25 protein-coding genes are annotated in these 26,953 nt (G+C 70.6%); 15 read left to right on the top strand and 10 right to left on the bottom strand.

Annotation, left to right across the window (positions count from 1 at the left end):
* The 3 genes from HQK15_RS08310 (at position 1) to purU (ending at position 3,660) form a co-directional block, all read left to right on the top strand.
* Positions 1 to 1,110, top strand: coding sequence for a GNAT family N-acetyltransferase (locus HQK15_RS08310; protein ID WP_173490884.1), 1,110 nt, complete (start codon positions 1 to 3; stop codon positions 1,108 to 1,110).
* A gap of 139 nt (positions 1,111 to 1,249) precedes the next feature.
* Positions 1,250 to 2,770 carry an MFS transporter gene (locus tag HQK15_RS08305; RefSeq protein ID WP_173490883.1) on the top strand — a complete coding sequence of 507 codons (1,521 nt, stop codon included), beginning with the start codon at positions 1,250 to 1,252 and terminating at the stop codon, positions 2,768 to 2,770.
* A gap of 41 nt (positions 2,771 to 2,811) precedes the next feature.
* Entirely contained in the window at positions 2,812 to 3,660 is an 849-nt protein-coding gene (gene purU, locus HQK15_RS08300; RefSeq protein WP_173490882.1) for a formyltetrahydrofolate deformylase, read from the top strand.
* A gap of 17 nt (positions 3,661 to 3,677) precedes the next feature.
* Here purU and ppk2 read toward each other — a convergent pair whose 3' ends face one another.
* Positions 3,678 to 4,679, bottom strand: a complete 1,002-nt coding sequence (gene ppk2 / locus HQK15_RS08295) for a polyphosphate kinase 2 (protein WP_173490881.1) — start codon at positions 4,677 to 4,679, stop codon at positions 3,678 to 3,680.
* A gap of 104 nt (positions 4,680 to 4,783) precedes the next feature.
* On the opposite strand from ppk2, the gene HQK15_RS08290 reads away from it, so the two are divergent.
* The 4 genes from HQK15_RS08290 to HQK15_RS08275 are packed head-to-tail and all read left to right on the top strand — an operon-like array spanning position 4,784 to position 8,447.
* Positions 4,784 to 5,824: a sulfate ABC transporter substrate-binding protein gene (locus tag HQK15_RS08290; protein ID WP_173490880.1), complete on the top strand. Its 1,041-nt coding sequence runs from the start codon at positions 4,784 to 4,786 to the stop codon at positions 5,822 to 5,824.
* Positions 5,821 to 6,666: a sulfate ABC transporter permease subunit CysT gene (gene cysT, locus HQK15_RS08285; RefSeq protein ID WP_173490879.1), complete on the top strand. Its 846-nt coding sequence runs from the start codon at positions 5,821 to 5,823 to the stop codon at positions 6,664 to 6,666. The genes HQK15_RS08290 and cysT overlap by 4 nt, the downstream gene beginning before the upstream one ends.
* Positions 6,659 to 7,489: a sulfate ABC transporter permease gene (locus HQK15_RS08280; protein WP_173490878.1), complete on the top strand. Its 831-nt coding sequence runs from the start codon at positions 6,659 to 6,661 to the stop codon at positions 7,487 to 7,489. The genes cysT and HQK15_RS08280 overlap by 8 nt, the downstream gene beginning before the upstream one ends.
* On the top strand, positions 7,479 to 8,447 hold the full coding sequence (locus tag HQK15_RS08275) for a sulfate/molybdate ABC transporter ATP-binding protein (RefSeq protein WP_173490877.1): 969 nt from the start codon (positions 7,479 to 7,481) through the stop codon (positions 8,445 to 8,447). The genes HQK15_RS08280 and HQK15_RS08275 overlap by 11 nt, the downstream gene beginning before the upstream one ends.
* 81 nt (positions 8,448 to 8,528) lie before the next feature.
* Here HQK15_RS08275 and HQK15_RS08270 read toward each other — a convergent pair whose 3' ends face one another.
* The 4 genes from HQK15_RS08270 to HQK15_RS08255 all read right to left on the bottom strand — a co-directional run bounded on the left by HQK15_RS08270 (position 8,529) and on the right by HQK15_RS08255 (position 15,398).
* On the bottom strand, positions 8,529 to 9,728 hold the full coding sequence (locus HQK15_RS08270; protein WP_173490876.1) for an MFS transporter: 1,200 nt from the start codon (positions 9,726 to 9,728) through the stop codon (positions 8,529 to 8,531).
* Between the two features lie 55 nt (positions 9,729 to 9,783).
* On the bottom strand, positions 9,784 to 12,093 hold the full coding sequence (locus HQK15_RS08265; RefSeq protein ID WP_173490875.1) for a hypothetical protein: 2,310 nt from the start codon (positions 12,091 to 12,093) through the stop codon (positions 9,784 to 9,786).
* Positions 12,094 to 12,192: 99 nt separating this feature from the next.
* The gene (locus HQK15_RS08260; protein WP_173490874.1) at positions 12,193 to 13,065 is read right to left on the bottom strand and encodes a hypothetical protein; all 873 of its coding nucleotides are present in this window, start codon (positions 13,063 to 13,065) and stop codon (positions 12,193 to 12,195) included.
* Between the two features lie 119 nt (positions 13,066 to 13,184).
* Positions 13,185 to 15,398 (bottom strand): NADP-dependent isocitrate dehydrogenase, encoded by a 2,214-nt coding sequence (locus tag HQK15_RS08255; RefSeq protein WP_173490873.1) that lies wholly within the window; start codon positions 15,396 to 15,398, stop codon positions 13,185 to 13,187.
* Positions 15,399 to 15,546: 148 nt separating this feature from the next.
* Between HQK15_RS08255 and aqpZ the strand changes: the two genes are divergently transcribed.
* The 5 genes from aqpZ to HQK15_RS08230 all read left to right on the top strand — a co-directional run bounded on the left by aqpZ (position 15,547) and on the right by HQK15_RS08230 (position 18,999).
* Positions 15,547 to 16,242, top strand: a complete 696-nt coding sequence (gene aqpZ / locus HQK15_RS08250; RefSeq protein ID WP_173490872.1) for an aquaporin Z — start codon at positions 15,547 to 15,549, stop codon at positions 16,240 to 16,242.
* A 103-nt stretch (positions 16,243 to 16,345) separates the two neighbouring features.
* Entirely contained in the window at positions 16,346 to 16,612 is a 267-nt protein-coding gene (locus HQK15_RS08245; RefSeq protein ID WP_173490871.1) for a hypothetical protein, read from the top strand.
* The gene (locus HQK15_RS08240) at positions 16,612 to 17,493 is read left to right on the top strand and encodes a multinuclear nonheme iron-dependent oxidase (protein WP_173490870.1); all 882 of its coding nucleotides are present in this window, start codon (positions 16,612 to 16,614) and stop codon (positions 17,491 to 17,493) included. The genes HQK15_RS08245 and HQK15_RS08240 overlap by 1 nt, the downstream gene beginning before the upstream one ends.
* Positions 17,490 to 17,939: an SCO6045 C-terminal-like domain-containing protein gene (locus HQK15_RS08235; RefSeq protein WP_173490869.1), complete on the top strand. Its 450-nt coding sequence runs from the start codon at positions 17,490 to 17,492 to the stop codon at positions 17,937 to 17,939. Before HQK15_RS08240 ends, HQK15_RS08235 begins: the two co-directional genes overlap by 4 nt.
* Positions 17,940 to 18,009: 70 nt before the next feature.
* Positions 18,010 to 18,999 (top strand): malate dehydrogenase, encoded by a 990-nt coding sequence (locus HQK15_RS08230; RefSeq protein ID WP_173490868.1) that lies wholly within the window; start codon positions 18,010 to 18,012, stop codon positions 18,997 to 18,999.
* A 118-nt stretch (positions 19,000 to 19,117) separates the two neighbouring features.
* On the opposite strand, the gene HQK15_RS08225 is transcribed toward HQK15_RS08230, so the two are convergent.
* The gene (locus HQK15_RS08225; RefSeq protein WP_173490867.1) at positions 19,118 to 19,393 is read right to left on the bottom strand and encodes a DUF3017 domain-containing protein; all 276 of its coding nucleotides are present in this window, start codon (positions 19,391 to 19,393) and stop codon (positions 19,118 to 19,120) included.
* Positions 19,390 to 20,241: a bifunctional methylenetetrahydrofolate dehydrogenase/methenyltetrahydrofolate cyclohydrolase gene (locus tag HQK15_RS08220; protein ID WP_173490866.1), complete on the bottom strand. Its 852-nt coding sequence runs from the start codon at positions 20,239 to 20,241 to the stop codon at positions 19,390 to 19,392. The genes HQK15_RS08225 and HQK15_RS08220 overlap by 4 nt, the downstream gene beginning before the upstream one ends.
* A 203-nt stretch (positions 20,242 to 20,444) precedes the next feature.
* On the opposite strand from HQK15_RS08220, the gene HQK15_RS08215 reads away from it, so the two are divergent.
* Both HQK15_RS08215 and HQK15_RS08210 read left to right on the top strand, forming a co-directional pair.
* The gene (locus HQK15_RS08215; RefSeq protein WP_173490865.1) at positions 20,445 to 21,092 is read left to right on the top strand and encodes a TetR/AcrR family transcriptional regulator; all 648 of its coding nucleotides are present in this window, start codon (positions 20,445 to 20,447) and stop codon (positions 21,090 to 21,092) included.
* Positions 21,089 to 21,631, top strand: a complete 543-nt coding sequence (locus HQK15_RS08210; protein ID WP_173490864.1) for a YbaK/EbsC family protein — start codon at positions 21,089 to 21,091, stop codon at positions 21,629 to 21,631. The genes HQK15_RS08215 and HQK15_RS08210 overlap by 4 nt, the downstream gene beginning before the upstream one ends.
* Before the next feature lie 64 nt (positions 21,632 to 21,695).
* Here HQK15_RS08210 and purH read toward each other — a convergent pair whose 3' ends face one another.
* The 3 genes from purH to HQK15_RS08195 are packed head-to-tail and all read right to left on the bottom strand — an operon-like array spanning position 21,696 to position 25,021.
* Complete coding sequence (gene purH, locus HQK15_RS08205; protein WP_173490863.1) at positions 21,696 to 23,255, bottom strand: bifunctional phosphoribosylaminoimidazolecarboxamide formyltransferase/IMP cyclohydrolase; 1,560 nt, start codon at positions 23,253 to 23,255, stop codon at positions 21,696 to 21,698.
* Between the two features lie 10 nt (positions 23,256 to 23,265).
* The gene (purN, locus tag HQK15_RS08200) at positions 23,266 to 23,904 is read right to left on the bottom strand and encodes a phosphoribosylglycinamide formyltransferase (protein ID WP_367649101.1); all 639 of its coding nucleotides are present in this window, start codon (positions 23,902 to 23,904) and stop codon (positions 23,266 to 23,268) included.
* Positions 23,807 to 25,021: a cell division protein PerM gene (locus tag HQK15_RS08195; RefSeq protein ID WP_173490861.1), complete on the bottom strand. Its 1,215-nt coding sequence runs from the start codon at positions 25,019 to 25,021 to the stop codon at positions 23,807 to 23,809. The genes purN and HQK15_RS08195 overlap by 98 nt, the downstream gene beginning before the upstream one ends.
* Before the next feature lie 68 nt (positions 25,022 to 25,089).
* On the opposite strand from HQK15_RS08195, the gene HQK15_RS08190 reads away from it, so the two are divergent.
* Positions 25,090 to 26,907: a SigE family RNA polymerase sigma factor gene (locus tag HQK15_RS08190; protein WP_173490860.1), complete on the top strand. Its 1,818-nt coding sequence runs from the start codon at positions 25,090 to 25,092 to the stop codon at positions 26,905 to 26,907.
* Positions 26,908 to 26,953 lie beyond the last annotated feature (46 nt).

Genomic DNA, 26,953 nt, shown 5'->3' with positions numbered 1-26,953 from the left:
GTGAGGTGGCCCCTGAACGTCCCCGTGCTGAGCGACGGGGTCGTCACGATCCGCGCTCACGTGCCGGACGACATCGACGCGATGCTCGAGATGGCCGTCGACCCGGTCATGGTGCGGTGGACCGGCATCCCGACACCCCACCAGCGCAGCATGAGCGAGCAGTTCGCGTTCACGATCATCCCCCGCGGCTGGGAGGACGGGTCGCACCGCGGCTGGGCCATCGAGGCGACCGACGACGCCGGTCGGTCGCGGTTCGCCGGCAACGTCGACATCCGCCAGCGGCCGATCGCCGACATCGGCTTCGCGCTGCACCCCTGGGCTCGCGGTCGCGGCATCATGGCGCGCGCGGTGCGCCTCGCGGTCGACTGGGCCCTCACCGAGGGCGGCGTCGAGATCGTGCACTGGCGCTCGCACGTCGGCAACGAGGCGTCCCTGCGCGTGGCGCACTCGACCGGCTTCACCCTCCACGGCACCACCCCCGGCATGCTGCACGAGCGCGGGCAGGTCATCGACGCCTGGACCGGATCGATCCGGTTCGGCGACGCACCGTTCCCGCGCACGTCCTGGGCGGAGTCGGTGGTGCTCGAGTCGGAGCGGCTGCGTCTGCGTCCCTTCACCGAGGCCGACGTGCCCCGCATCGTCGAGGCGTGCAGCGACCCGATCGCCCGGCACTTCCTCGCCGGCCTGCCCCGTCCCTACACGCCGGCCACGGCTCGCAGCTGGCTCCACGACAACCTCTGGCAGGCGGCCATCGGCGCCAAGGTCACCTGGGCCGTCGCCGACCGGCAGACCGACGAGCTGGTCGGCAACATCGCCGTGATGGACCTGCTCGGCATCAACCCCGACCACGGCGAGATCGGCTACTGGATGCACCCGGACGCGCGGGGTCGGGGCCTGATGACCGAGGCCTGCCGGACCGTCATCGGGCACGCCCTCGACCCCGACGGGCTCGACCGACGCCGGCTCGTCCTCTACGCCGCGGCCGACAACCCCGCCAGCAACGCCGTCGCCGTCGCGGCCGGCTACACCCACTACGGCACCCAGCGCGCGGCCGAGCGTCTCGGCGACGGCTCGTACGACGATCTGCGCGGCTACGAGATCCTGCGCTGACGGTCGGCGTCGCCGGCGCCGGGGGAATGGAAACGTCCGCGCGGCAATTGTCGTAGGTGGAGCGCAGAATGGTTGCACGTCGAAACCGCGCACCGCCGTCGACCGCCTCCCCCCGCACCGCCCGAGACCAAGGACGCCCATGGCAACCGGAGCACCACCCAGCACTGACCTGCCCGCCGACTACAAGCCCTGGCCCGCTCTCTGGGCCATGGTCATCGGCTTCTTCATGATCCTCGTCGACAACACGATCGTCTTCGTCGCGACCCCGTCGATCGCCCGAGACCTCCAGGCCGACTCCAACACGGTCATCTGGGTCACCAGCGCCTACCTGCTGTCGTACGCCGTGCCCCTGCTCGTGACCGGACGCCTCGGCGACCAGTTCGGCCCCAAGAACGTCTATCTCGTGGGCCTGACGATCTTCACGCTCGCCTCCCTGTGGTGCGGCCTGACGGGGTCGATCGAGATGCTGATCGTCGCCCGCGTCGTGCAGGGCATCGGCGCCGCCCTCATCACGCCGCAGACGATGGCCGTGATCACCCGGACGTTCCCGCCGGCCAAGCGTGGCAGCGCCATGGCCCTGTGGGGAGCCACCGCAGGCGTCGCGACGCTGGTCGGCCCGATCCTCGGCGGCGTCCTCGTCGACTCCCTCGGCTGGGAGTGGATCTTCTTCATCAACGTGCCGGTGGGCATCGTCGGGTTCGTCCTCGCGATGCGCCTCGTCCCGGTGCTGACGACCCACAAGCACACCTTCGACTGGCTGGGCGTGGCCCTCAGCGGCGTCGGCGTCTTCCTCGTCGTGTTCGGCCTGCAGGAGGGCGAGAAGTACGACTGGGGCCAGATCACGGGCGTCATCAGCGTCCCGCTGCTCATCGCCGTCGGCCTGGTCGTGTTCGCGACCTTCATCTGGTGGCAGAGCCGCATCAAGGCCGAGCCGCTGGTGCCGCTCGGGCTGTTCCGCGACCGCAACTTCTCGCTGGGCAACGGCGGCATCGCCCTGGTCTCGCTCGCCATCACGGCCATGTCGCTGCCGTTCCAGTACTACGCCCAGGGCGTCCGCGGCTGGAGCCCCACCGAGTCGGCGCTCCTGATGGTGCCGATGGCCGTCGTGCTCATCGTCCTGTCCCCGCTGGTCGGCAAGCTCGTCGACCGCACGCACCCGCGCAACATCACCCTGGTGGGCTTCGGCACGGCGGCGGTGTCGATGTTCTGGCTGTCGCAGCTGCTGACACCCGACACCCCGGTGTGGCAGCTGCTGCTCCCCATGGCCCTCTTCGGCGTCTCCAACGCCTGCCTGTGGGCGCCGCTGAGCGCGACGGCGACGCGCAACCTGCCGATGACGTCGGCCGGTGCGGGAGCCGGCATCTACAACACGACCCGCCAGATCGGCGCCGTGCTCGGCAGCGCGGCGATCGCCTCGCTGATCGAGGCCCGTCTGGCCGCCAACCAGCTCGGCGGCTCGTCAGGCGACTTCTTCTCCCAGAAGGGCTCGATGCCCGGGCAGGTGCAGGTCCCGTTCGCCGACGCGATGTCGCAGGCGCTGCTGCTGCCGGCCATCGCGTTCGCGCTGGGCCTGGTGCTGGTGCTGTTCCTGGCCAAGCCGTCCCACGCCGGACACGGCGGGGCTCCGGCACCGGCCAAGGAGGCCGCGGCGGCGGAGTGACCGCCACCGGACGGCACCCCCCGCTCTCCTAGAGTGGGTGGGTGCCGTCCTTCGTCCTGACCCTCTCGTGCCCTGACCGCCCGGGCCTCGTGTTCGCCGTGACCCGATGGGTCGCCGAGGCCGGCGGCAATATCCTCGACAGCCAGCAGTTCACCGACACGAGCGACGCCGAGTTCTTCCTGCGGGTCCACTTCGACTTCGCCGACGAGCGCAGCGCCTCTGATCTCTCGACCGCGTTCGGCGCCGTCGCCGCCGAGCACGCCATGACGTACCGGCTCGTGGTCGCCGAGCAGCCGCTCCGCGCCCTCGTCATGGTGTCGAAGGAGGGTCACTGCCTCAACGACCTGCTCTACCGCCAGAGCACCGGCGCGCTGCACGTCCAGATCCCGGCCGTCGTGTCCAACCACCGCGACCTCGAGAAGCTCGCGGGGGCGTACGACGTGCCCTTCGTCCACGCACCCGTCACCGCCGAGACCAAGCAGGACGTCGAGCGGGCCCTGCTCGCCCTGGTCGACGAGCTGGACGTCGACGTCGTCGTGCTGGCGCGCTACATGCAGATCCTGTCGGACGACCTGTGCCGGGCCCTCGAGGGCCGGGCGATCAACATCCACCACAGCTTCCTGCCCAGCTTCAAGGGGGCCCGTCCCTATCAGCAGGCCCACGACCGCGGGGTCAAGCTCATCGGCGCCACCGCGCACTACGTCACGGCGGCGCTCGACGAGGGGCCCATCATCGACCAGGGCGTGCTGCGCGTCGACCACCGCATGACGTCGGCCGACCTGGCCCGCGTCGGTCGTGACGTCGAGGCCCAGACGCTGTCGCGCGCGGTGCAGCTGCACGCGGAGTCGCGGGTGCTGATGAACGGACCCCGCACCGTCGTCTTCGACTAGACGTCCGGCGGCGCGTCCTAGTCGGCGGCGTCCCGGAAGATCTCGGCCGCCGGCCCCACGACCAACGGGTCGGCGGCCGTCACCAGCTCGGTGTCCTTGTTGTCGTAGTCGAACTGCGCCAGGACGTGCCGCATCGCCTCGACCCGGGCGCGCTTCTTGTCGTTGCTCTTGACGACCGTCCACGGCGCGCTGGGGGTGTCCGTCATCGTGAACATCGTCTCCTTCGCCGCGGTGTAGGCCTCCCACTTGTCGAGCGACTCGATGTCCATAGGAGACAGCTTCCACTGCCGGACGGGGTCGACCTGACGGATCGCGAACCGCGTGCGCTGCTCCGACGACGACACCGAGAACCAGAACTTCACCAGGTGGACGCCGTCGCCCACGAGCATTCGCTCGAACTGCGGCACCTGGCGCATGAACTCGTCGTACTGGCGGTCGGAGCAGAAGCCCATGACCCGCTCGACACCCGCCCGGTTGTACCAGGAGCGGTCGAACATGACCATCTCGCCGGCGGCCGGCAGGTGCTGCACGTAGCGCTGGAAGTACCACTGCGTCGACTCGCGCTCGCTCGGCTTCTCCAGCGCCACGACGCGGGCACCTCGCGGGTTGAGGTGCTCGGTGAAGCGCTTGATCGTGCCGCCCTTGCCGGCGGCGTCGCGCCCCTCGAAGACCAGCACGAGCCGCGCGCCGGTCGTCTTGACCCAGTTCTGCAGCTTCAGCAGCTCGATCTGCAGGAACCGCTTCTGCAGCTCGTACTCACGGACGTCCATGCGGGCGTCGTACGGATAGCCCTCGCGCCACGTGTCGACGTGCCGGCCGCTGCTGTCGAGCAGCACGGGATCGTCGTCCTCGGCATCGACGACGGTGTAGCCGTGCAGCTTGGCCAGGTCGATCCCGATCGGGGACAGGAAGTCGGTGCTCACGCTCCGGAGCGTAGGCAGGCCGGATGAACCCGTGGTGAACGCTGCCGGGCGCAACGGCACCCACCGACAGTCTCGCGACGTGCTTGATCTCACCATGCGTCCAGACGTCCCACATCATGAGATGTGCGAAGCCGCCTCGAGAATCCCCCTAGTTTGAAGTTCGGAGCACGCACACGGCGGGCCACGACGAAAGCAGAACCATGATCATCAGACGCGCACGACCGACCAGGATCCTCGCGGCGGCGGCCGCCATAGCGCTCCTGGCCGCCTGCGCGCCGAGCAGCGGCAACAGCGCCAAGGGCACCTCGTCGACCACGCTCTCGCTCGTCGCCTACTCCGTCCCGAAGGCGGCGGACGGCGCCCTGCAGAAGGCGTTCGCCGCGAAGCAGTCCGGCGACAAGATCGCGTGGAAGGACTCCTTCGGCGCATCGGGCGACCAGAGCCGCGCGGTCGCCAAGGGGCTCAAGGCAGATGTCGTCCACTTCTCGCTCAGCCCCGACGTCACCCGCCTGGTCGACGCCGGCCTGGTCGACACGTCCTGGGACGACGGTGCGAACAAGGGCATCATCAGCACCTCGGTCGTCTCGCTCGTGGTCCGCAAGGGCAACCCCAAGAACATCCAGACCTTCGCCGACCTGGCCAAGCCCGGCGTCGGCGTCGTGACCCCCAACCCGGGGTCCTCCGGATCAGCCCGGTGGAACATCCTGGCCGCCTACCAGTCGGTCATCGCCGGCGGCGGCTCCGAGGCTGACGCCGAGGCCTACCTCACGAAGGTGTTCGCGAACGTCAAGGCGCTGCCCGGATCGGGCCGTGACGCGACGACAGCGTTCCAGAGCGGCACCGGCGACGTCCTGCTGTCGTACGAGAACGAGGCGATCTTCGCCCGGCAGAGCGGCGAGAAGGTCGACTACGTCGTCCCCGAGCAGAACCTGCTGATCGAGAACCCGGGTGCGGTCACCACCGAGGCAGCACCGAGCGCCGAGGACTTCCTCGACTTCGCGACCAGCGCCGAGGGCCAGGGCATCTACGCGAAGTACGGCTTCCGCCCCGTCGCGACGGTCGACGGTGTCGACGTGGGCACCGTCGAGGGCGCGAACGACCCGAAGAACCCGTTCCCCGCCATCGACGAGCTGTTCACGATCGATCAGGACTTCGGCGGCTGGGAGGCCGCCAACACGAAGTTCTTCGACGAGAACGACGGCATCATCACCCAGATCATCGCGAAGTCCGGGGCCTCGTGACGGTCGACGCCCCCGTCGCTCCGGGTGCCGCGCCCAAGCGCCGCGCCCGGAGCGTGACCTCGCTGACGCGGTCCTCGGCCCTCGGGCTCGGGATCGCGCTGTCGTGGTTCAGCCTGCTCGTCCTCATCCCGCTCGCCCTGATCGTGATCCAGTCCGTCGACGGCGGCTGGGCGACCTTCCGAGACACGCTCACCAACCCCCAGACGGCCTCCGCCCTGCGGCTCACCGTGACGCAGGCCCTGATCGTCACGCTGATCAACGTCGTCATGGGGACCTTGATCGCCTGGGTGCTCGTCCGCGACTCGTTCTGGGGCAAGCGCCTGCTCGAGGTCGTCATCGACATCCCCTTCGCGCTGCCGACGATCGTGGCGGGTCTCGTGCTGCTGAGCCTCTACGGACCTGACAGCCCCCTCGGCGTCAACGTCGCCAACACCGAGCGCTCGGTGTTCCTCGCCCTGCTGTTCGTGACGCTGCCGTTCGTCGTCCGCACCGTCCAGCCCGTGCTGATGGAGCTCGACCGCGACGTCGAGGAGGCCGCCGCCTCGCTCGGCGCCAGCCGCTTCACGACGCTGCGCCGCATCATCCTGCCGAGCCTCGCCCCCGCGATCACTGCCGGCGCCGCCCTGTCGTTCGCCCGCGGCATCAGCGAGTACGGGTCGCTGGTCCTGCTCTCGGGCAACCTGCCGGGCAAGACCGAGGTCGCCTCGGTCCGGATCCTGACCTACATCGAGAACGGCAACGAGGCCGCTGCGGCATCGGTCGCGGTGATCCTGCTGGTCGTCGCGCTCGCCGCCATCGTCCTGCTCCAGGTGCTGTCCGCGGTGGTGGCCCGCCGTGGCTAGCCGCGCAGCGCAGCCCCGCACCCCCGGCACGTACGTGCGCCGGCTCATCGTCGTCGGCTACCTGTTCCTGCTGATCGTCTGGCCCGTCTCCCTCGTCGTCGTCAAGACCTTCGACGGCGGCCTCGGCAACATCCAGGGCGCGCTGTCCGACCCGGAGGTCGTCTTCGCCCTCCAGCTCACCGTCTACGTGGCGGTGTGGGCCGTGGCCATCAACACGGTCTTCGGCGTCGGCATCTCGCTGCTGCTGGTGCGCTACGAGTTCCCCGGGCGCAGGGTCCTGTCCGCCCTGATCGACCTGCCCCTGTCGGTCTCCCCCGTCGTGGTCGGCCTGGCCCTGCTCCTCGCCTACGCAGGGACCGACGGGTTGTTCGGCCCGACGTTGGAGTCCGCCGGGCTGCAGGTCGCCTTCGCCCCTGCGGGCATCATCCTCGCGACGGCGTTCGTCAGCCTGCCGCTGGTGATCCGCGAGCTCGTCCCGGTGCTCCAGGAGATCGGCACCGAGCAGGAGCAGGCCGCCAAGAGCCTCGGCGCCGGCCCCGTCCAGACGTTCCGCCGCATCACGCTTCCCTCGATCAAGTGGGCCCTGGTCTACGGCGTCGTCCTCAGCCTCGCCCGTTCGCTCGGCGAGTTCGGCGCCGTCAAGGTCATCTCGGGCAACATCGCCCAGCAGACCCAGACCGCGACCCTCGTCGTCGAGGAGAAGTACCAGGACTTCGAGCAGGGCACGGCGTACGCGACGTCGTTCCTGCTCGCACTGATCGCGGTCGCGGCGCTCGTCGTCGTGACCATCCTTCGACCCAAGGACGACACTGATGGGGATTGAGATCCGCGGAGTCAACAAGAACTTCGGCGACTTCGTGGCGCTGCAGGACATCGACCTGAGCATCCCGAGCGGCCAGCTCACCGCCCTGCTCGGGCCGAGCGGCGGCGGCAAGTCGACCCTGCTGCGCATCATCGCCGGTCTCGAGTCGTCCGACAGCGGGACGATCGAGATCGAGGGCGTCGACGCGACCGGCGTGCCAGCGCAGAAGCGCAACGTCGGATTCGTCTTCCAGCACTACGCCGCGTTCAAGCACATGACGGTCGCCAAGAACGTCGCGTTCGGCCTCGAGATCCGCAAGAAGCCCAAGGACGAGGTCAAGCGGCGCGTCGACGAGCTGCTCAAGCTCGTGCACCTCGAGCAGTTCTCCCACCGGTTGCCTGCCCAGCTCTCGGGCGGCCAGCGCCAGCGCATGGCCCTCGCCCGCGCCCTCGCGATCGAGCCGAGCGTCCTGCTGCTCGACGAGCCGTTCGGCGCGCTCGACGCCAAGGTCCGAAAGGAGCTGCGCGACTGGCTGCGGCGCCTGCACGACGAGGTGCACGTGACGACGGTGTTCGTGACCCATGACCAGGAGGAGGCCCTCGAGGTCTCCGACAGCCTGGTCGTCATCAACGAGGGCCGTATCGAGCAGATCGGCACGCCCGACGACCTGTACGACCGCCCCGCCAGCGACTTCGTGCTGTCGTTCCTCGGTCCGGTGACCACGCTCGGCGACCGACTCATCCGTCCGCACGACATCGACATCACCCGCTACGAGCACGCCGCCACGGCGTCGGGCAGGATCACGCGCTGGACGCGGGTCGGCTTCGAGATCCGGCTCGAGGTGACGCCCGACGACGCGCTGCGCCCCGACCCGGTGCAGGTCGTCGTCACCAAGGCCGAGGCCACGGCGCTGCAGCTGCACGAGGGCGACCTCGTCTGGCTCCGGCCGCGCGTCGGCGCCGACGCCGTCAGCCGCTGATCATCCCGCCGACCGTCCCCCGAGTGGCGCAAACCGCCTCGCGACTGGCGCAGAAGTCGACGACTCGCCGTCTCATTTTCGTCAGCTTGCGCCACTCGCGGTGACGGGGGTGGAGCGGCGCTGGGCGGCGATGCCGACGAGGAAGATCATCAGGCCGAGGCTGGCCAGCACGACGCCGACCCAGCTCGTGGCCCGGTAGCCGTAGCCGGCCGAGATGATCGCCGACCCGAAGAACGCTCCCAGGCCGTTGGCGATGTTGAGCGCGGAGTGGTTGAGCGCGGCGCCGAGCATCTGCGCGTCGCCGGCGGCGTCCATGAGCCGGATCTGCAGGTTGATCGCGACGATCGACCCCAGGGCACCCACGGCCAGCACGAGGACCAGCGCCGGCACCAGATAGGGCGCGGCGAAGTAGAACGCGACGAGCACGAGCGCCGTCGCGACGAATCCCCACACCACGGACCGCTCCACGTTCCAGTCGGCGAGGATCCCGGCCGCCCACGACCCCAGCACCGACCCGATGCCGAAGGCGAGCGTGAACGCGACGACCCAGGCGTCCGAGCGGTCCATGACCTTGGTGACGATCGGGGCGATGTAGCTGTACATCGCGAAGAGACCGCCGAACCCGACCATGCCGGCCGACACCGCGAAGAGCACCTGCGGGCGCTTGAGGGCCGACAGCTCGCCGCGGATCGACGTCTCGAGGTTGGCCGGCGAGTGCGGCACGAAGCAGAAGATCATGACCGCCGCGGCGATCGCGATGACCAGGACGGCCCAGTACGCGCTGCGCCACCCCAGGTGCTGGCCGAGGAGCGTGCTCGCCGGCACGCCCGCGACGGTCGCGACCGACAGGCCGAGCATGACCGAGCTGACGGCCCGGCCCCGCAGCTCGGGGCGCACGAGCGAGGCGGCCAGCAGCGACGCGACGCCGAAGTAGGCGCCGTGCGGGAGCCCGGCGACGAACCGCGCGACCATGACCGGCACGTAGCCGCTGGCGACCGCGGTGATCGCGTTGCCCACGCCGAGCGCCAGGATCAGCCCGATCGCGAGCTCCTTCTTGGGCAGCCGCGCACCGAGCGACACGATCAGCGGGGCGCCCACGACCACGCCGAACGCGTACGCCGTGATGATGTGGCCCGTCTCGGCGTTGGGGCGATCGATGCCGACCGCGATCTTCTCGAGCAGACCCATCGTCATGAACTCGGTGGTGCCGATGGCGAAGCCACCCAGGGCGAGGGCGATCAGGGCCAACGTCACGTGCCGGGTGCGCGTGGGTGTCTCCATAACAGTCACGTGCTCATTCAAGGCCCTCGGCGGCAGGCTTTGTTCCCGCCGTGTCCTACTTCACCCTGTCGGTCCTGGCGCTGGTGGCCGACGTGCTGGGCACGCCCGACCTGCGGGCCGTCACGACCAACGTGATGCGTCTGCCCTTGTCGGCACTCTTGAGCTTGTAGCTCGTGCCGGTCGCCCCACCGATCGGAGCGCCGTTGCGGCACCACCGGTACGTGTAGCTGGTCGGCCTGGTCGTCCAGCTGCCGACCGACTTCTTCTTCAGGGTCCTGCCGACCTTGGCGGTGCCCGAGATGCTCGGCCTGACCAGGTTGTAGAGCGCGACCACCTTCGCGACCGACGTGGCCGGCTGGCTGGTGTAACCGGGTCGCGTGGCCGTCGCCACCACCGAGATGCTGCGGCCCGCGTCCGAGGACGACAGCCTGCGCGTCGCAGCGGTGGCACCGCTGATGGGCACGCCGTCGCGCAGCCACTGATAGGTGTAGGTCGTCGCCGAAGGCACCGCCGCACCACCCTGGGCCGTGAGCGTCTGGCCGGCCCTCAGGGCGCCGGAGAAGGTCGGCACGCCGACGCTGCTGAACGCCCCGGCGACGGGCACCACCGTGTCGGACACCGTGGAGAGCGGCGTGTAGCCGGTGGCCGAGCCCACGAGCCCGACCTCGATGTCCTGACCCAGGTCGGCCGCGGTGAGCACGTACGTGGAGGCGTCGGCTCCGGGGATCGGCACACCACCGCGGCGCCACTCGTAGGCGTACGTGGCCGCCGGCGTCCACAGCCCCTCGTCGACCCCGAGCTCGTTGCCGATCGCGGGCGTGCCGGTGATGACCGGGTCGATGCTGATGTCGAAGGTGCCCGCCGCCGGCGCGACCGGAAGGCTCTCGTACTGGAACGCCGTGAAGCCGGCGCGCGTGCCGCGCACCTTCACCGTGATCGGGTCGCCGAGGTCGTCGGGCGCGATCGTGTACGTCTGCGACGTCGCGCCGCTGATCGCCACGCCGTCGTTGAACCACTCGTAGGTGAACGCCGTGGGCTTCACCGACCACGATCCGGGCGAGGCTGTCGCCACCTGGCCCACCTGGATCGGCGAGGTCAGGCTCGGGCGCACGTAGTTGAACAGCCACTGGCCCGAGAGCTGGACGACCGACAGCCGGTTGCCCGGTGACCCCGTCAGCTGTCCGTCGAACCCGTTGCCCGACCCCAGCAGCAGGCCCTCGGCGTTGCGGAGGATCGTGGTCTTGGACGTCGCTGCCACCTCGACGGCGGAGCCGATGGTGACGCCACCGCCTTCCTCGACGGGCGCGAGGACCAGCTGGTCAGGCGAGATGCTGCCGCTGGCCACCGCTCCGGCGCCCGCCTCACCGGCCGCATACACAGTGCCCAGCGAGTTCGCCACGACGACATGGCTGTCACCCGCGGCCATCGCGGCAGGGACGAATCCGCCGGTCGGTGGCGTCATCGTGACCAGCGCCGAGGTCGGCGACGTCGAGCCGTTCCCGAGCTGGCCCTTGGAGTTGGCACCGACGGCGAGGATCGCGTTCGTGCTCGTCGCGATGTAGCTGGCAGCGCCGCCGGCAGCGATCATCGTGGCGTTGCCGGTCGATCCGGCGAACAGGGTCATCGTGGTCACGTCAGCACCAGCGGCCTGGTTGAGCTGGCCCACGCCGTTGTCCCCGCGCCCGAACACGAAGCCGGCGGTGTTCCGCGCCAGCACGAACCCGTCGAAGCCGGAGACCGGCCCGCCGGCCGCGATCTGGACGGGGTCCCCCGGCACGGAGATCTGCGTCATGGTGTTGATCTCGCCGGTCGCGGCCGACGAGATCTGGTGGCTGTCGTTCCACCCGGCGCCGTAGACCTCGAAGTTGGCCCCCAGGACGTAGGTGTTGAGCCCAGCCGCCGCGATCTGCCTGACCGGATAGGCACCGACCGGCAGGCCGGTGACCTCGGCCCAGGTCGCCGGGCTTGCCGTGTTGGTCGTCCCGTTCGCAAGCTGGCCGACGTTGTTGAGCCCCACGGCATAGACCTTGCCGTTCTCGCCCAGAGCCACCGAGTGGCCGGTCCCGGCGGCCAGTGCCGTGGGCCACGTCCCGTCAGGCAGGGCGTCGATCTGCGTCAGGGTCGTGAGCGCCGCGCCGGCGCCGGGCAGCTGCCCGTCGTCGTTCTTGCCGGTGGCATAGATCTGCCGGTTGCCCGCGATCGCCAGGGTGAACGTGCCACCCGCAGCGACCGTCGTCGCCGCAGGCTTGATCGACGGCGTGAACGCCACGACAGGCGATGACAGCCCGACGACGACCGAGAAGGTCAGCGCCGCCGAGGCGAGGAGTGCGAGTGACGTCCGGGCAGGGCGACGCGAGGGGAGCATGGCACCGATCGTGACCGTCTGCCGCGCCGAGACAGATTGTTATCCGCCACATTGGGTGAAAACCCCCACGCCCAGCCCGCAGCGCGCTCCCCCGGCGACCTAGCGGACCTTGGTGCTCGCGCTGGTGGCAGCGACGGAGGCGAAGCCCGACTTCGTCGCCGTGACCCGAAGCGAGACGCGCCTGCCCTTGTCCTTCGACGTGAGGCGGTAGCTCGACGCCGTGGCGCCCTTGATGGGGCTGCCGTTGCGGAGCCAGCGGTAGGTCCTGAACGAGTAGCCGGCCCCGTACCAGGTGCCCACCGACCTGAGCCTGACCGTCCTGCCGGACTTGAACGTGCCGGAGACGGTCGGCCTGCTGGACGAGAAGGCCGGGATCCGCAGGGGCGAGGTGCTCTGCTGCAGCGACTCTCCCGCCTCGGTCGTCGACGTCGTCCGGAACGCGATCCGACGTCCGGCCTCCGCGGGCTGGAGGACGTACGTCTCACCCGTCGCACCGGGGATGTCGACGCCGTCGCGGGTCCAGGAGAAGGTCACGTTGGCGCCCGGGGTGCCCGAGCTCGTGAAGGTCGCCGTCAGGGTGTGCTTGACGGCTGCCGTGCCCGAGACCGTGACGGCCGGAGCCACGAGTGCGCCCTCGATCGCGACGATGCGGTTGGACTCGAGCCGGTCGGAGTCCGGATCGGCCGGCTTGACCAGCACGCTGAGCGCCTTGCCGACGTCGTCCCGGGTCACGACGTGCGAGGCCCCGGTGTCACCGGGGCCCGGATCCTCGTCGCCGTCCCAGAGCCAGGCATACGTGTAGCCGCCGGAGTCACCGGCCAACGGGCCGAGGCTCGTGATGGTCAGCGTGTCGCCGACACGGCCGGAGCCGGAGATCTCCGGGGCCGTCGGCGTGTCGGCAGCCGAGGCCGGGAGTGCCGGCACGACCAGCGCGAGAACGGCGCCGACCAGGGCGAGGACGAGCTTGTTCATCGGGCGCCTTCTGCTGGACATGACTGCTGCTGGACATGACAAGGGTGTCCGGGACGGCTCGCAGAAACCGTCCCGGACACCCTGTGAGAGTCCGTGCCCGTCAGATCATGACGCGAGGATCAGCCGAGGGCTGCCAGCACCTCGAGCAGCGTGCCCGACGGACGCATGACCGACGTCACCTTGGCCTCGTCGGGGCGGTAGTAGCCACCGATGTCGGCCGGGTGGCCCTGCACCGCGAGCAGCTCGTCGACGATCGTCTGCTCGTTGCTGAGCAGCGCGCCCGCGACCTCGGCGAACGCCGCCGCGAGATCGGCGTCCTCGGTCTGCTTCGCGAGCTCCTGAGCCCAGTAGAGCGCGAGGTAGAAGTGGCTGCCCCGGTTGTCGATCGTGCCGAGCTTGCGGCCGGGCGACTTGTTCTCGTCGAGGAACGTGCCGGTCGCGCGGTCGAGCGTGTCGGCGAGGATCTGCGCCCGGGCGTTGCCGGTCGTGGTCGCCATGTGCTCGAAGCTCGACGCCAGCGCGAGGAACTCGCCGAGGCTGTCCCAGCGCAGGTAGTTCTCCTTGACGAGCTGCTGCACGTGCTTGGGGGCCGATCCTCCGGCGCCGGTCTCGAACAGTCCGCCGCCGTTGATCAGCGGGACGATCGACAGCATCTTGGCGCTGGTGCCGAGCTCGAGGATCGGGAACAGGTCGGTGTTGTAGTCGCGCAGCACGTTGCCGGTGACCGAGATCGTGTCCTCACCCTTGCGGATGCGGTCGATCGAGTACTGGGTCGCCTCGGCGGGCGCCATGATCTCGATCGTCAGACCCTCGGTGTCGTGGTCGGGCAGGTAGGCCTCGACCTTCGCGATGAGGTTGGCGTCGTGGGCGCGGGACGGGTCGAGCCAGAAGACCGCCGGGGTGGCGGACGCACGTGCGCGCGTCACGGCGAGCTTGACCCAGTCGCGGATCGGGACGTCCTTGGTCTGGCAGGCGCGCCAGATGTCGCCCTGCTCGACCGCGTGCTCGATCAGCACGGTGCCGGCAGCGTCGACGACCTGGACCGTGCCGGCCGCGGCGATCTCGAACGTCTTGTCGTGGCTGCCGTACTCCTCGGCCGCCTGGGCCATCAGGCCCACGTTGGGCACCGAGCCCATCGTGGTCGGGTCGTACGCGCCGTTGGCGCGGCAGTCGTCGATGACGGTCTGGTAGACGCCGGCGTAGGAGCTGTCGGGGATGACGGCGAGCGTGTCCGCCTCGTTGCCGTCGGGGCCCCACATGTGGCCCGACGTGCGGATCATGGCCGGCATGGAGGCGTCGACGATGACGTCGCTCGGGACGTGCAGGTTGGTGATGCCCTTGTCGGAGTCGACCATCGCGAGGGTCGGCCCGTCGGCGATGCCCTGCTCGAAGGCGGCCTTGATCTCGGCGCCGTTCGGGAGCTTGTCGAGCCCCCCGAGGATGCCGCCGAGACCGTTGCTCGGGCTGAGGCCGGCGGCCTCGAGGTCGGCGCCGTACTGCTCGAACACCGCCGGGAAGAACGCCTTGACGACGTGGCCGAAGATGATCGGGTCGGACACCTTCATCATGGTGGCCTTGAGGTGGACCGAGAACAGGACGCCCTCGGCCTTGGCCCGCTCGACCTGGGCCGTGAGGAACGCGTCGAGCGCGGCGGCGCGCATGACCGTGCCGTCGACGATCTCGCCGGCCAGCACGTCGAAGGCGCCCTTCAAGGTCGTCGTCGTGCCGTCGGCAGCCACGTGCTGGATCGAGACGGTCGTGTCGGCGTCGATGACGACCGACTTCTCGTTGGAGCGGAAGTCGTCGGCGCCCATCGTCGCGACGTTGGTCTTGGAGTCGCTGCTCCAGGCACCCATCGAGTGCGGGTGCTTTCGCGCGTAGCTCTTGACCGAGGCGGGAGCGCGGCGGTCGGAGTTGCCCTCGCGCAGCACCGGGTTGACAGCGCTGCCCTTGACCTTGTCGTAGCGCGCGCGGACGTCCTTGTCCTCGTCGGTCTGCGGGTCCTCGGGGTAGTCGGGAAGGGCGTAGCCCTGCGACTGCAGCTCGGCGATCGCGGCCTTCAGCTGCGGGACCGAGGCGCTGATGTTGGGCAGCTTGATGATGTTGGCCCCAGGCGTCTTGGCCAGCTCGCCGAGCTCGGCGAGGGCGTCGCCGATCTGCTGCTCAGGGGTCAGACGATCGCCGAACAGCGCGATGATGCGCCCGGCCAGGGAGATGTCGCGGGTCTCGACCTCGACGCCGGCCGTCGAGGCGTAGGCCTCGATGACGGGGAGGAAGGAGTAGGTCGCGAGGAGCGGAGCCTCGTCGGTGTGGGTGTAGATGATCGTGGCCATGAGTGCGGTGTCTCCTTCAGAGTGGGACGCCAGGAAAGATTGTTTGACATCAAGATATCTCACTGTCGGCGAGGCTCGAGGGTCCCCCACCCGACCCCCGGGCGGTCCTACCATGTGACCAGGATCACTCCATGCCCCAGGAGGCATCATGTCCAGTCCCACGATGACCCACAAGCTGGGGGCCGAGGCCCTCGGAACGTTCTGGCTCGTGCTCGGCGGAGTCGGCACGGCCGTGCTCGCCGGCGAGGGCGTCGGCACGCTCGGCATCTCGCTGGCGTTCGGACTCACGGTGCTGACCGGCGCCTACGCCTTCGGCCACGTCTCCGGCGGTCACTTCAACCCCGCCGTCACGGTGGGCCTCGCCACCGCCAAGCGGTTCGCCTGGAAGGACGCGCCCGGCTACTTCGCCGCGCAGCTCGTCGGCGCGATCGTGGCCGGCGCCGTCCTCTACGTCATCGCGTCCGGACGTGACGACTTCGTCGCCAAGGGAGGCTTCGGCACCAACGGCTACGGTGACCGTTCCCCCGGCGGCTACAGCCTCGGCGCCGTGATCCTCACCGAGATCGTGCTGACGGCGTTCTTCCTCTACGTCATCTTCGGAGCGACGGCCAAGCGAGCGGCCGCCGGCTTCGCCGGCCTGTCGATCGGCCTGGCCCTCACGCTGATCCACCTGATCTCGATCCCGGTCGACGGCACCTCGGTCAACCCGGCCCGGTCGATCGGCGTGGCGCTGTTCGCCGGGGGCGACGCGATCCAGCAGCTGTGGGTCTTCGTCCTGGCCCCCGTGATCGGCGCAGCGATCGCCGGCGTGAGCCACGCGCTGATCGTCGGCGACGACACCTGACAGGTCGTCACTCTTCCCTTCGCGCCGTTCGTCTGGCACGATCCTCTTCCCACGTCACGTCAACGGCGACGGACTCCGATGCACCTCTCATCTGGAGGACACCATGGCTCCTTTCATCGTGACCGCACTCATCGTCGTCGGCGTCGGCTCGCTCGTCGTCATCGCGATGGGCCGCGACCAGAGCGGCACCTGGGGTCGCCGTAGCGGCCGCTACGGCGCCAGCGGCTCAGGTGGCGCCTACTTCGGCGGGGACGCCGGATCCTCCTCCGGCGACGGCGGCTCGTCGTCCGGCGACAGCGGCGGCGGGCACAGCTGCGGCGGCGGCTCGTCGTGCGGTGGCGGCGGCTGCGGAGGCGGCGGCGGCAGCTGATGCCCCGTTCGCCCGTCGCGGGCCTCGGCGTCGGCGCCGGCTGGCGGCCCTGCATCGCCGACGAGCTGCTGTCCCAGACCCGCGAGGGCATGCGGTTCTCCGAGGTCGTCGCCGAGAACGTCGACCCGACCCGCCTGCCCGAGTCGCTTGCCGCCGGCCTCCGCTCCGGGCTCACCGTGGTCCCCCACGGCGTCACGCTCGGCCTCGCGGGCGGATCCACGCCCGACCCGGCCCGGGTCGACCACCTGGCCGCGCTCGCACGCGCGACGGGCTCTCCCCTGGTCAGCGAGCACGTCGCCTTCGTCCGGGCGGGTGATGCCGGGCCGGACGGGGACCCGCTGCACGCCGACGTCCTCGAGGCCGGGCACCTGGTGCCGGCGGCCCGCACGCCCGACACCCTCGCGATCCTCGTCGACAACGTGCGGGCGGCCCAGGCGCGGCTGCCGGTGCCCCTCGCGCTGGAGAACATCGCCGCGACCCTCGCCTGGCCGGAGACGACGATGGACGAGCCGGACTTCCTGACGGCCCTCACCGAGGCGACCGGCTGCTTCTTCCTCCTCGACGTCGCCAACCTGCACGCCACGGCGTCGGCACTCGGCGGCGACCCCCGGGAGCAGCTGGAGCGGATGCCGCTCGACCACGTGGCCTACGTCCACGTGGCGGGCGGGCTCACCGACCCCGACGGCGTCTACTGGGACACCCACGCCCATGACATGGTCGACGACGTCCTGTCGCTGCTCACGCACGTCGTCGACCTGCTCGGCCCCGACGGGCCACCCGTCCTGCTCGAGCGAGACACCGACGTCGACCCGTCCGTCGTCCGCGCCGAGCTGCGCCGGGTCCGCAGGGCTGTCGACCTGGCCTCATCGGTCCTGCCATGACCCGCGACGACCTGCAGCGACGCCAGCAGTCCGTGCTGCGCGACCTGCTCGCCGGCGACGTCCCGCCCGGTTTCGACCCCCGCTCGGCGGCGATGACCATCGGCGTCCTGCGCACCAAGCGTCGCAGCGAGGCCATCGGGGCCGTTCCAGCGCTGCGCGACGTCCCCGACCTCGCTCGCCGGTTCGACACGTGGGCGGCCGAGAACCCCCGCCGCGGGTGCTCCCACGACGACGTCCTCGACTTCCTGGTCGCCGACGCCGGCCCCCTGCCCGAGCCGCTCGCCTCCGTCAGGGCCGTCGAACGGGTCTATCGACGGCACACGTCGTACGCGCTGGACCGCCGTCCCGGCCACCGTCGCTGGGTCGTGGCCCTCGGGTCACGGGTGCGCCACGTGGGGCCGCAGACGAGGCCGGCGACGTCCCGTCCCTCTGCCCCCGGCACGTGAGACCGCAGCGGCTGCGCTAGTTTCGGAAGGTAGACCTCTCATCTCGGCACTGCCCCAAGGAGCACCTCTCGTGAGCACAACCCCTGTCAAGGTCGCCGTCACCGGCGCCGCCGGCCAGATCGGCTACAGCCTCCTCTTCCGTCTCGCCAGCGGCTCGCTGCTCGGCCCCGACACCCCGATCCAGCTGCAGCTGCTCGAGATCACGCCCGCGCTGAAGGCGCTCGAGGGCGTCGTCATGGAGCTCGACGACTGCGCCTTCCCGACCCTCGCCGGCGTCGAGATCGGCGACGACGCCGAGAAGATCTTCGACGGCGTCAACCTCGCCCTGCTGGTCGGCGCGCGTCCGCGCGGCCCGGGCATGGAGCGCGGCGACCTGCTGTCGGCCAACGGCGCGATCTTCACCGCGCAGGGCAAGGCCCTCAACAACGTCGCGGCCGACGACGTCCGCATCGGCGTGACCGGCAACCCGGCCAACACCAACGCCCTGATCGCGATGACCAACGCCCCCGACATCCCGCAGGAGCGTTTCTCGGCCCTCACGCGCCTCGACCACAACCGCGCGATCTCGCAGCTGGCCGCCAAGACCGGCTCGGCCGTCACCGACATCAAGAAGATCACGATCTGGGGCAACCACTCCGCGACCCAGTACCCCGACATCTTCCACGCCGAGATCGCCGGCAAGAACGCCGCCGAGACCGTCAACGACCAGACCTGGATCGAGAACGACTTCATCCCGACCGTCGCCAAGCGCGGCGCGGCCATCATCGAGGCGCGCGGCTCGTCGTCGGCGGCCTCGGCCGCCTCCGCGACGATCGACGCGGCGCGTGACTGGCTGCACGGCACCCCCGAGGGCGACTGGGCCTCGATGGCCGTCCGCTCCGACGGCTCGTACGGCGTGCCCGAGGGCCTGATCTACTCCTTCCCCGTCACGACCAGCAACGGTGACTGGGAGATCGTCCAGGGTCTCGAGATCGACGAGTTCTCGCGCGGCAAGATGGACGCCACCGCCGCCGAGCTCATCGAGGAGCGCGACGCCGTGACGGAGCTCGGCCTGATCTGATCCGTCCGCCGGGCCACGGCCCGGCACCAGGTCGACCTGATGTCGGCACCTCTGCGTCCCTGACCACGTCAGGACGCAGAGGTGCCGACATCGTTGGTTTCGAGGTGCGCGAAGGGCCTCAGCCGGGCTGGCCGGGGATGACCCAGGCCAGGACGATCAGCGCGGCGCCGAGCGTCGTCATCCAGAACATGTCGAACGCCTTGCCGCGCACCCGCAGCATGCCGGTGTGGTCGATCGGCACGACCGAGCGGGCCAGCGCCCCCACCACGAACGCGAGGCCGATCGCGATGATGCCCGCACGCCACGGCCCCGCCACGACGAGCACGAGCCCGACGGCGACGGTCAGCAGCTGCAGCAGGTAGAGCTGCGAGCCACGGCTGCGGGGGCCGATCACGGGTTCAGTCGCTCCGCGGTGTCGACGACGTTGGCCAGCAGCAGCGCGCGGGTCATCGGGCCGACGCCGCCGGGGTTGGGCGAGATCCAGCCGGCGACCTCGTGCGCAGCGGGGTCGACGTCGCCCACGATGCCGTTCTCGTCGCGGCTCACGCCGACGTCGAGCAGGGCCGCCCCGGGCTTGACCATGTCGGCACGGATGATGCCGGGCACGCCTGCCGCGGCGATGACGATGTCGGCGCGGCGCACCTCGGCCGCCAGGTCGGTGGTGCCGGTGTGGCAGAGGGTCACGGTGGCGTTCTCGCTGCGACGGGTCAGGAGCAGCCCCATGGGGCGTCCGACCGTGATGCCACGGCCCACCACGACGACGTGCTGACCTGCGATCGGGACGTCATGACGGCGGAGCAGCTCGATGATGCCGCGCGGCGTGCAGGGCAGCGGGGCCTCCTTGCCCAGCACCAGCCAGCCGAGGTTGGTCGGGTGCAGGCCGTCGGCGTCCTTGGCCGGGTCGATCCGGCCGATCGCGGCGTTCTCGTCGAGGCCCTTGGGCAGGGGCAGCTGCAGGATGTAGCCGGTGCAGGTCGGGTCGGCGTTGAGCTGGTCGATCGCCGCCTCGACGTCGGCCTGGGTGGCCGTCTCCGGAAGATCGACACGGATCGACTCGATGCCGACCTCGGCGCAGTCGCGGTGCTTGCCCGCGACGTACCACTGGCTCCCGGGGTCGTTGCCGACCAGGATCGTCCCGAGCCCGGGCACGACACCCTTTTCACGGAGCGCGGTCACACGCTCCGTGAGCTCACCCTTGATCGCGGCTGCGGCCGCCTTGCCGTCGAGGATCTGCGCTGTCACACGGATGAGTGTTTCACGTCCGGGCCCTCCACCGGGCGACGGGCGACCTCACCCTGCGACGGATGGACGGCGTCGGGCCAGGTCAGCGCGCGACGGCGGTCGTCGGGCGGTCCGGGCGTCGCCCCCTAGACTTTGGCCTGCGGAGTCGTGTGAAGCAGATCACATGAATTCGGACGAACGTACAGAACAGGTGGAACTGATCCATGGTCACGCGTGCACAGCTGTCCCAGGAACGCAGTCGCGTACGGCGCGGGCAGCTCCTGGCCGCCGCGATCGAGCTGTTCGCCGAGGGCGGTTCGCGCGCGGTCACCCACCGGGCGGTCGCGGCTCGCGCCGGCCTCCCGTCGGCCACCACCACCTACTACTTCGAGTCGATCGACGACCTGATCCGCGAGGCGCTCAGCGCCCACATCGTGCAGTGGACCACCGAGCTCGACGCCCTGGCCAAGGTCGACATCGAGGCAGAGGTGAGGCTCGACGACGCGGTCAGGCTGATCGCGAAGGTGTTCTCGCAGCGCGGGCCCGAGGTGGCGGCGGTCGAGCTCTCGATCTTCCTCACGGCGGCCCGTGAGCCGGCCCTGCGCGACGTCGCGTCCCGGGCCATGCAGTCGCTCGAGGCGCTCGCGAGCGCGCTGCTCGCGAAGGTCGGCGTCGAGCCCGCAGGCCACCTCGCCGTCTCGATCGTGACGCTCATCGGCGGCACGGCCCTGCGCCGTCAGACCGGGGTCTACTCCGAGAAGGAGGAGGCCCAGCTCCTGACCGCCGCCATCCGCGACCTCATCGCGGCCCACGTGCTGGGCACCGACCACGTCGACGAGGCCCTCGCGTCGCTGCGCGAGGACCCGGAGTGACCCCTCGGCTCGGCTCGCTCGAGCTGTCGCCCTACTCCCCCGACCTGGTCGCACGACCGGTGGCCGACCTCCTCGCCTCGCAGCCGCAGGTCGCGGCCCGCTCGTACGTCGTCGCGATCGATCCCGCGCTCGCCGACACCCAGGCGCTCAACGACGCGTTCGGGATCTCTGCCGATGCAGGAGCCAACTGCGTCATCGTGCTCGGCCGGCGCGGAGGCGAGCAGCGCCCCGCCGCGTGCGTGGTGCTCTCCAGCACCCGGGCTGACGTCAACGGGGTCGTCCGACGCACGATCGACGCCCGCAAGTGCTCGTTCGCGCCCCAGGACTGGGCGGTTGGCGAGACCGGCATGGAGCACGGCGGCATCACCCCGGTGGGCCTGCCCAGCACGTGGCCGATCCTGGTCGACCGCGCCGTCACGGAGCAGCCCTGGGTCGTGGTCGGCAGCGGCCTGCGCCGCTCCAAGCTCGTGCTGCCCGGAACGGCGCTGGCCGACCTCCCCGGCGCCCAGGTCCTCGACGGGCTGGGCGTGCGGGTCTGAGCCTGGGCTCAGCGGAATGGGCTCAGCGAGCTGGCCTCAGTGGATGGGGCTCAGTGGACGGGGCTCAGTGGAAGAAGTGGCGCGTGCCCGTGAAGTACATCGTCACGCCGGCCGCCCGGGCCGCCTCGATCGACTCCTCGTCGCGCACCGAGCCACCCGGCTGCACGACGGCCTTCACACCGGCGTCGAGCAGGACCTGCAGGCCGTCGACGAAGGGGAAGAACGCGTCGGACGCGGCCACGGAGCCGGCTGCGCGCTCGGCACCGGCCCGCTCGACCGCCAGCCGGCACGAGTCGACCCGGTTGACCTGGCCCATGCCGACGCCGACGGACGCGCCGTCCTTGGCCAGCAGGATCGCGTTGGACTTGACCGCGCGGGTCGCCGTCCACGCGAACGCGAGATCGGCCAGCGTCGCCTCGTCGGCGGCCTCGCCCGTCGCGAGCGTCCAGCTCGACGGGTCGTCGCCCTCGGCGTCGACGTGGTCGGCACGCTGCATCAGCACGCCGCCGCTGATGCCGCGGAACTCGACCGGCTCCGCGTCGGTGTCGGCCGGGACGCGCAGGATGCGGATGTTCTTCTTGCCCTGCAGGATCTCGACGGCGCCGGGCTCGTAGTCGGGCGCGACGATGACCTCGGTGAAGACCTCGGCGACCTGCTGCGCCATCGCGACGCTGACGGGACGGTTGGTGGCGATGACCCCACCGAACGCCGAGACGGGATCACACGCGTGAGCACGGGCGTGGGCCTCGGCCACGTCGGCGCCGACCGCGATGCCGCACGGGTTGGCGTGCTTGATGATCGCGACCGCCGGGCGCTCGAAGTCGTAGGCCGCACGACGAGCCGCGTCGGTGTCGACGTAGTTGTTGTAGGACATCTCCTTGCCGTGCAGCTGCTCGGCGGCCGCGAGGCCTCCGCGTCCGTGCTGGTAGAGCGCCGCGGGCTGGTGCGGGTTCTCGCCGTAGCGGAGGACGGCCGACTTGTCCCACGTCGCGCCGGTGAACTCGGGCCAGCCGTCCTCGGAGGGGGCGTAGACGCTGGCGAACCACGACGCGACCGCGACGTCGTAGGCCGCGGTGTGCGCGAAGGCGCGGGCCGCGAGGACCTTGCGCTGCTCGAGCGTGAATCCGCCGGCGGCCAGGGCGGCGCGGACGTCGTCGTACGCGCCGGGCGAGACGACCACCGCGACGCTCGGGTGGTTCTTGGCCGCTGCACGCACCATCGACGGTCCGCCGATGTCGATCTGCTCGACGCACTCGTCGGGCGTCGCGCCCGACGCGACCGTCTCGAGGAAGGGGTAGAGGTTGACGATCACCAGGTCGAAGGGCTCGACCTCGAGCTCGGCGAGCTGCTCGACGTGCGAGTCGAGCCGCAGGTCGGCGAGGATGCCGGCGTGGACGCGCGGGTGCAGCGTCTTGACCCGGCCGTCGAGGCACTCCGGGAAGCCGGTGAGCTCCTCGACCGGCGTCACGGGCACGCCCGCCGCCTCGATGGTCTTGGCGGTCGAGCCGGTCGACACGATCGAGACGCCGGCGGCGTGCAGGTCGCGGGCGAGGTCGTCGAGGCCGGTCTTGTCGTAGACCGAGACGAGCGCGCGCTGGAGGGGACGGGTGGTGGTGTCAGTCATGCCAGAACCTTCATCGAGGGTTGACGTCTCCGAGCCGTACGGCCCGGTCATCGAGGTGGAAACCGTTGCGCGCCAGGGTGCCGACCCACTCGACCAGCATGGCGCGCTCGCTGGTCTTGATCCGTTCGTGCAGCGAGCTCTCGTCGTCGTCGTCGAGCACCGGAACGGCGACCTGGGCCACGATCGGCCCGGTGTCGACGCCCTCGTCGACGACGAACAGCGTCGCCCCGGTGACCTTGACGCCGTAGGCGAGCGCGTCACGAGGGCCGTGCATGCCCGGGAAGGCCGGCGACAGTGCCGGGTGCGTGTTGAGCGTGCGGCCGCCGAAGCGGGACAGGAACGCCGGCCCGGTGAGCTTCATGAAGCCCGCGAGCACGACGAGGTCGGGCGCGTAGGCCTCGACCTGCGCGCCCAGCGCCTCGTCCCACGCGGCACGATCGGCGAAGTCACGCGTCGAGAGCACGAAGGTCTCGATGCCGTGGCGCTCGGCCCGGGCGAGACCCTCGATGCCGTCGCGGTCGGCGCCGACCGCGACGATCTCGGCGCCGAAGTCAGGCGCCGTCGACGCGTCGATCAGCGCCTGGAGATTCGTGCCGCTTCCAGAGACGAGGACGACCAGTCGCGCTGGTGTCCGAGGGGCGGGAGGCACGGCTTCCACGATAGTGGTTGAGCAGCGCGCCGAGTGCGCCGCCCATGGCCATGACGGGCACGGCCACGAGCAGGGGCGTGTAGGTGGGCGGCCCCGCCTCGGCCATGCGCCCCGGGCCGATCGCGCCGCTGGACAGGCCGATCAGCACTCCGAGCACGAGTCCGGCGATGGCGCCGGCGCCGGCACCGAGGGCGGCCCGGGCCCCCAGGCCCGTCCTGGCACCCGGCTCGACACGCCAGCCAGCGACCATGCCGGCCACGAGCGGCAGGAGCCCGAGCACGAAGACCCAGCCGGGGAAGGCCCCCGGCGAGGGCAGTGCCGCGAGCAGGGGGAATCCCGGCACCTGGCCCAGCTGCGAGCCCGTGAGGTCGACCGACGTCCCGGTGCCGATGGCAAAGCCCGGCCCGACCAGCGCCGAGGCGGTCCACAGCACGAGCGTCGGCACAGCGAGCAGCGACCCGACACCGAGCGCGACACCGCCGCCCAGACCCGGGTCGAGCAGGGCCCACAGGTCGCCGGCCTGGGCGACGTTGAGGGCCAGCAGCACGGCCACGATGGCCGTCGCGCTGACCAGCACCACGGCGACACCCGGCATCGCGGCCCGGACGGCGATCCGGACGTCCTCCGAGGCCGTGAACCACCACCGCTCGGCGTCACCGTGGCGGCGGATGGATCCGGCGGCCGCACCCAGTCCACCGACGACGAAGGCGACGAACGCCGCACGCACCGAGGAGATCGTGACGTCCCCGGCGTTGGTGACCGCCGCGGCGATGCCGGCGATGACGCCGAAGGCGCCGGCCGAGGAGGCGGCGAAGGCGGCGAGGTCGTGGAGCGGGTCGACGACGATCCAGCTGGCCGCGCGGGCCACCAGCGCGATGCAGACCAGCGTGGCGCCGAGCGGGACGAGCCCGAACGCGAACGGTCCGACGTCGATGCCCGACCCCATCGACACCAGCCAGGTCCGGACGCTCGTGCGGGCGAAGGAGGTCAGCGTCAGGTCGGAGGCACCCCGTGCGACCAGCACCAGCACGCCGGCGACGGCCACCGACACGAGGGCGGCGACGATCGCGGTGAGGAAGGCCGGCCGGAGGTAGGAGGATTCGGCGGGCTCGGGCACCGCTTCATCCTCCCTGTAAAGTTGCCGCGTTGCACACAGGCACGCCGAACGCCGAAGGAGGCTGGACCATGACTCGCGTCGACGAGTTCAACAGCTTCTACTCCTCGACCTTCGCCGAGGCCGTCCAGGTGACCTACGCCGTCAGCGGAGACCGCCAGGTCGCCTACGAGGCGACGGTCGACGCCTACCGCCGGGCCTGGCGCGACTGGTCCAAGATCCGCGACCGTCACCCCATCTCCTACGTCCGCAACGAGGCGTGGAAGCTGACGGCGGTGAGCCGAGGCACCCACCCGTTGCGGCGACGCCACGAGGAGGACAGCGACACCGGGCTCCTGACCGCCCTGCACGACCTGTCGGTCGACGACCGGCGCCTCATCGTCCTGATGACGCTCGGCAACACCGACCTGGAGGAGGCGTCCCGCGAGGTCGGGCTGCCCGCCGAGGAAGGCATCGAGAACGTCACGACCGCCCTGGCCGCGCTCGAGACGGCCCTCGGCGAGGGGATCGACGCGATCGAGCGGCGCATGCACGGGCTGGCCGCGGTCACCAGCACGCTGCCCGTGCCGCCGTCCGCCTCGATCCGCACCGCGGCCAAGCGCGGGCGCCAGCGCAACACCGTGCTGCTCGTTGCGGCAGCGGTCGCGCTGATCTTCGGCGGTGGGTTCGTCGCGACCGACGGCGACGCCCTCGCGACCAAGGGCGATCTGCCGTCCCGGCAGAAGCTCGGCGACGAGACCCCCGACGTGCGCCTCGACGCGGCCAAGATCGACGCGGGCAACCTCCTGACGGCCCGGCAGGTCGGCAACCTCGACACGACCACCTCGTGGAAGGTCGAGAGCACCGACGAGGACGTCACCAACACCACGCCCTACGCGACCTGCCCCACGCAGCGCTACGCCGACAAGAACCCCGTCAAGGTCTTCGTCCGCACCTACACCGCGGCCGGCAGCGACAACGAGCGTCTCGCGCAGTCGATCGAGCTGTCCAAGAGCGACAAGATCGCCACGGCGTCGTACGACCGGCTCGTGCAGTGGTACTCCGACTGCGAGCACCCCCGGGTCGAGCTCGTCGCGGCCTACACCGTCAAGCGACCGTTCGGCGACTTCCAGATCCTCAAGCTGCGGTCGCACCGCGAGCCCGAGCGCACCTTCACGGTCGGCTTCAGCCACTCCGGCACGATCACCAGCACGTTGGTGCACGAGGTCGACGGCGCCAAGGGGCCCAGCATCCAGGCCTTCGCGCGGACGCTCAACGACTCGGTCTCCAAGGTCTGCGCCGACAGCGGCGGCACGTGCTCGGACTCGATCCAGGTCATGCGCACCGATCCCCCGGCCACCTCGAAGGCCCCGTCGTTCCTCGGCATCGTCGACCTGCCGCCGATCGCCGACATCGACAAGGTCTGGGCGGCGGCGCGGTTCGACGCGAGCACCAACCCGGCGGCCACCCTCTGCGACAAGGCCGACTTCACCAGCAAGGCCGTCTCGAAGGCCGGATCACGCATCTACGTGCTCTACCAGGCCAACGACCTGCCACAGGAGTTCGGCGTCGCCGAGACCGTCGCGCGGTTCACCTCGACCAAGAAGGCCAAGGCGTTCGCCGACCTCGTCCAGAAGCGCATCGAGGCCTGCGACGACGAGATCCTCTCGGCCCAGGTCGACCAGACCGAGTCGTTCAAGAACCCGAGCTTCTCGGGGCAGGCCTGGCGCGTCGGGTTCGAGATCTCCGACGACAGCAAGAAGCGGGTCTACTACCGCACGGCCATCATCCGCCGCGGCGCCGACGTGGCGCAGGTGACGTTCACCCCGGCCGGCAAGTACGACATCTCCAAGAAGAAGTTCGTCGCGATCGCCGAGCGCGCCGGCACCCGGCTCAAGTACGTCGACTGAGCCCGGCGCCGCAGCGCCTCCCCGGCACGACGAAGCCCCTCCACCG

This window comes from Aeromicrobium stalagmiti (genome assembly GCF_013283745.1).
Classification (GTDB): Bacteria; Actinomycetota; Actinomycetes; order Propionibacteriales; family Nocardioidaceae; genus Aeromicrobium; species Aeromicrobium stalagmiti.
Note: the sequence above shows the minus strand (reverse complement) of the source record. Positions and strands in the feature narration are given on the sequence as shown.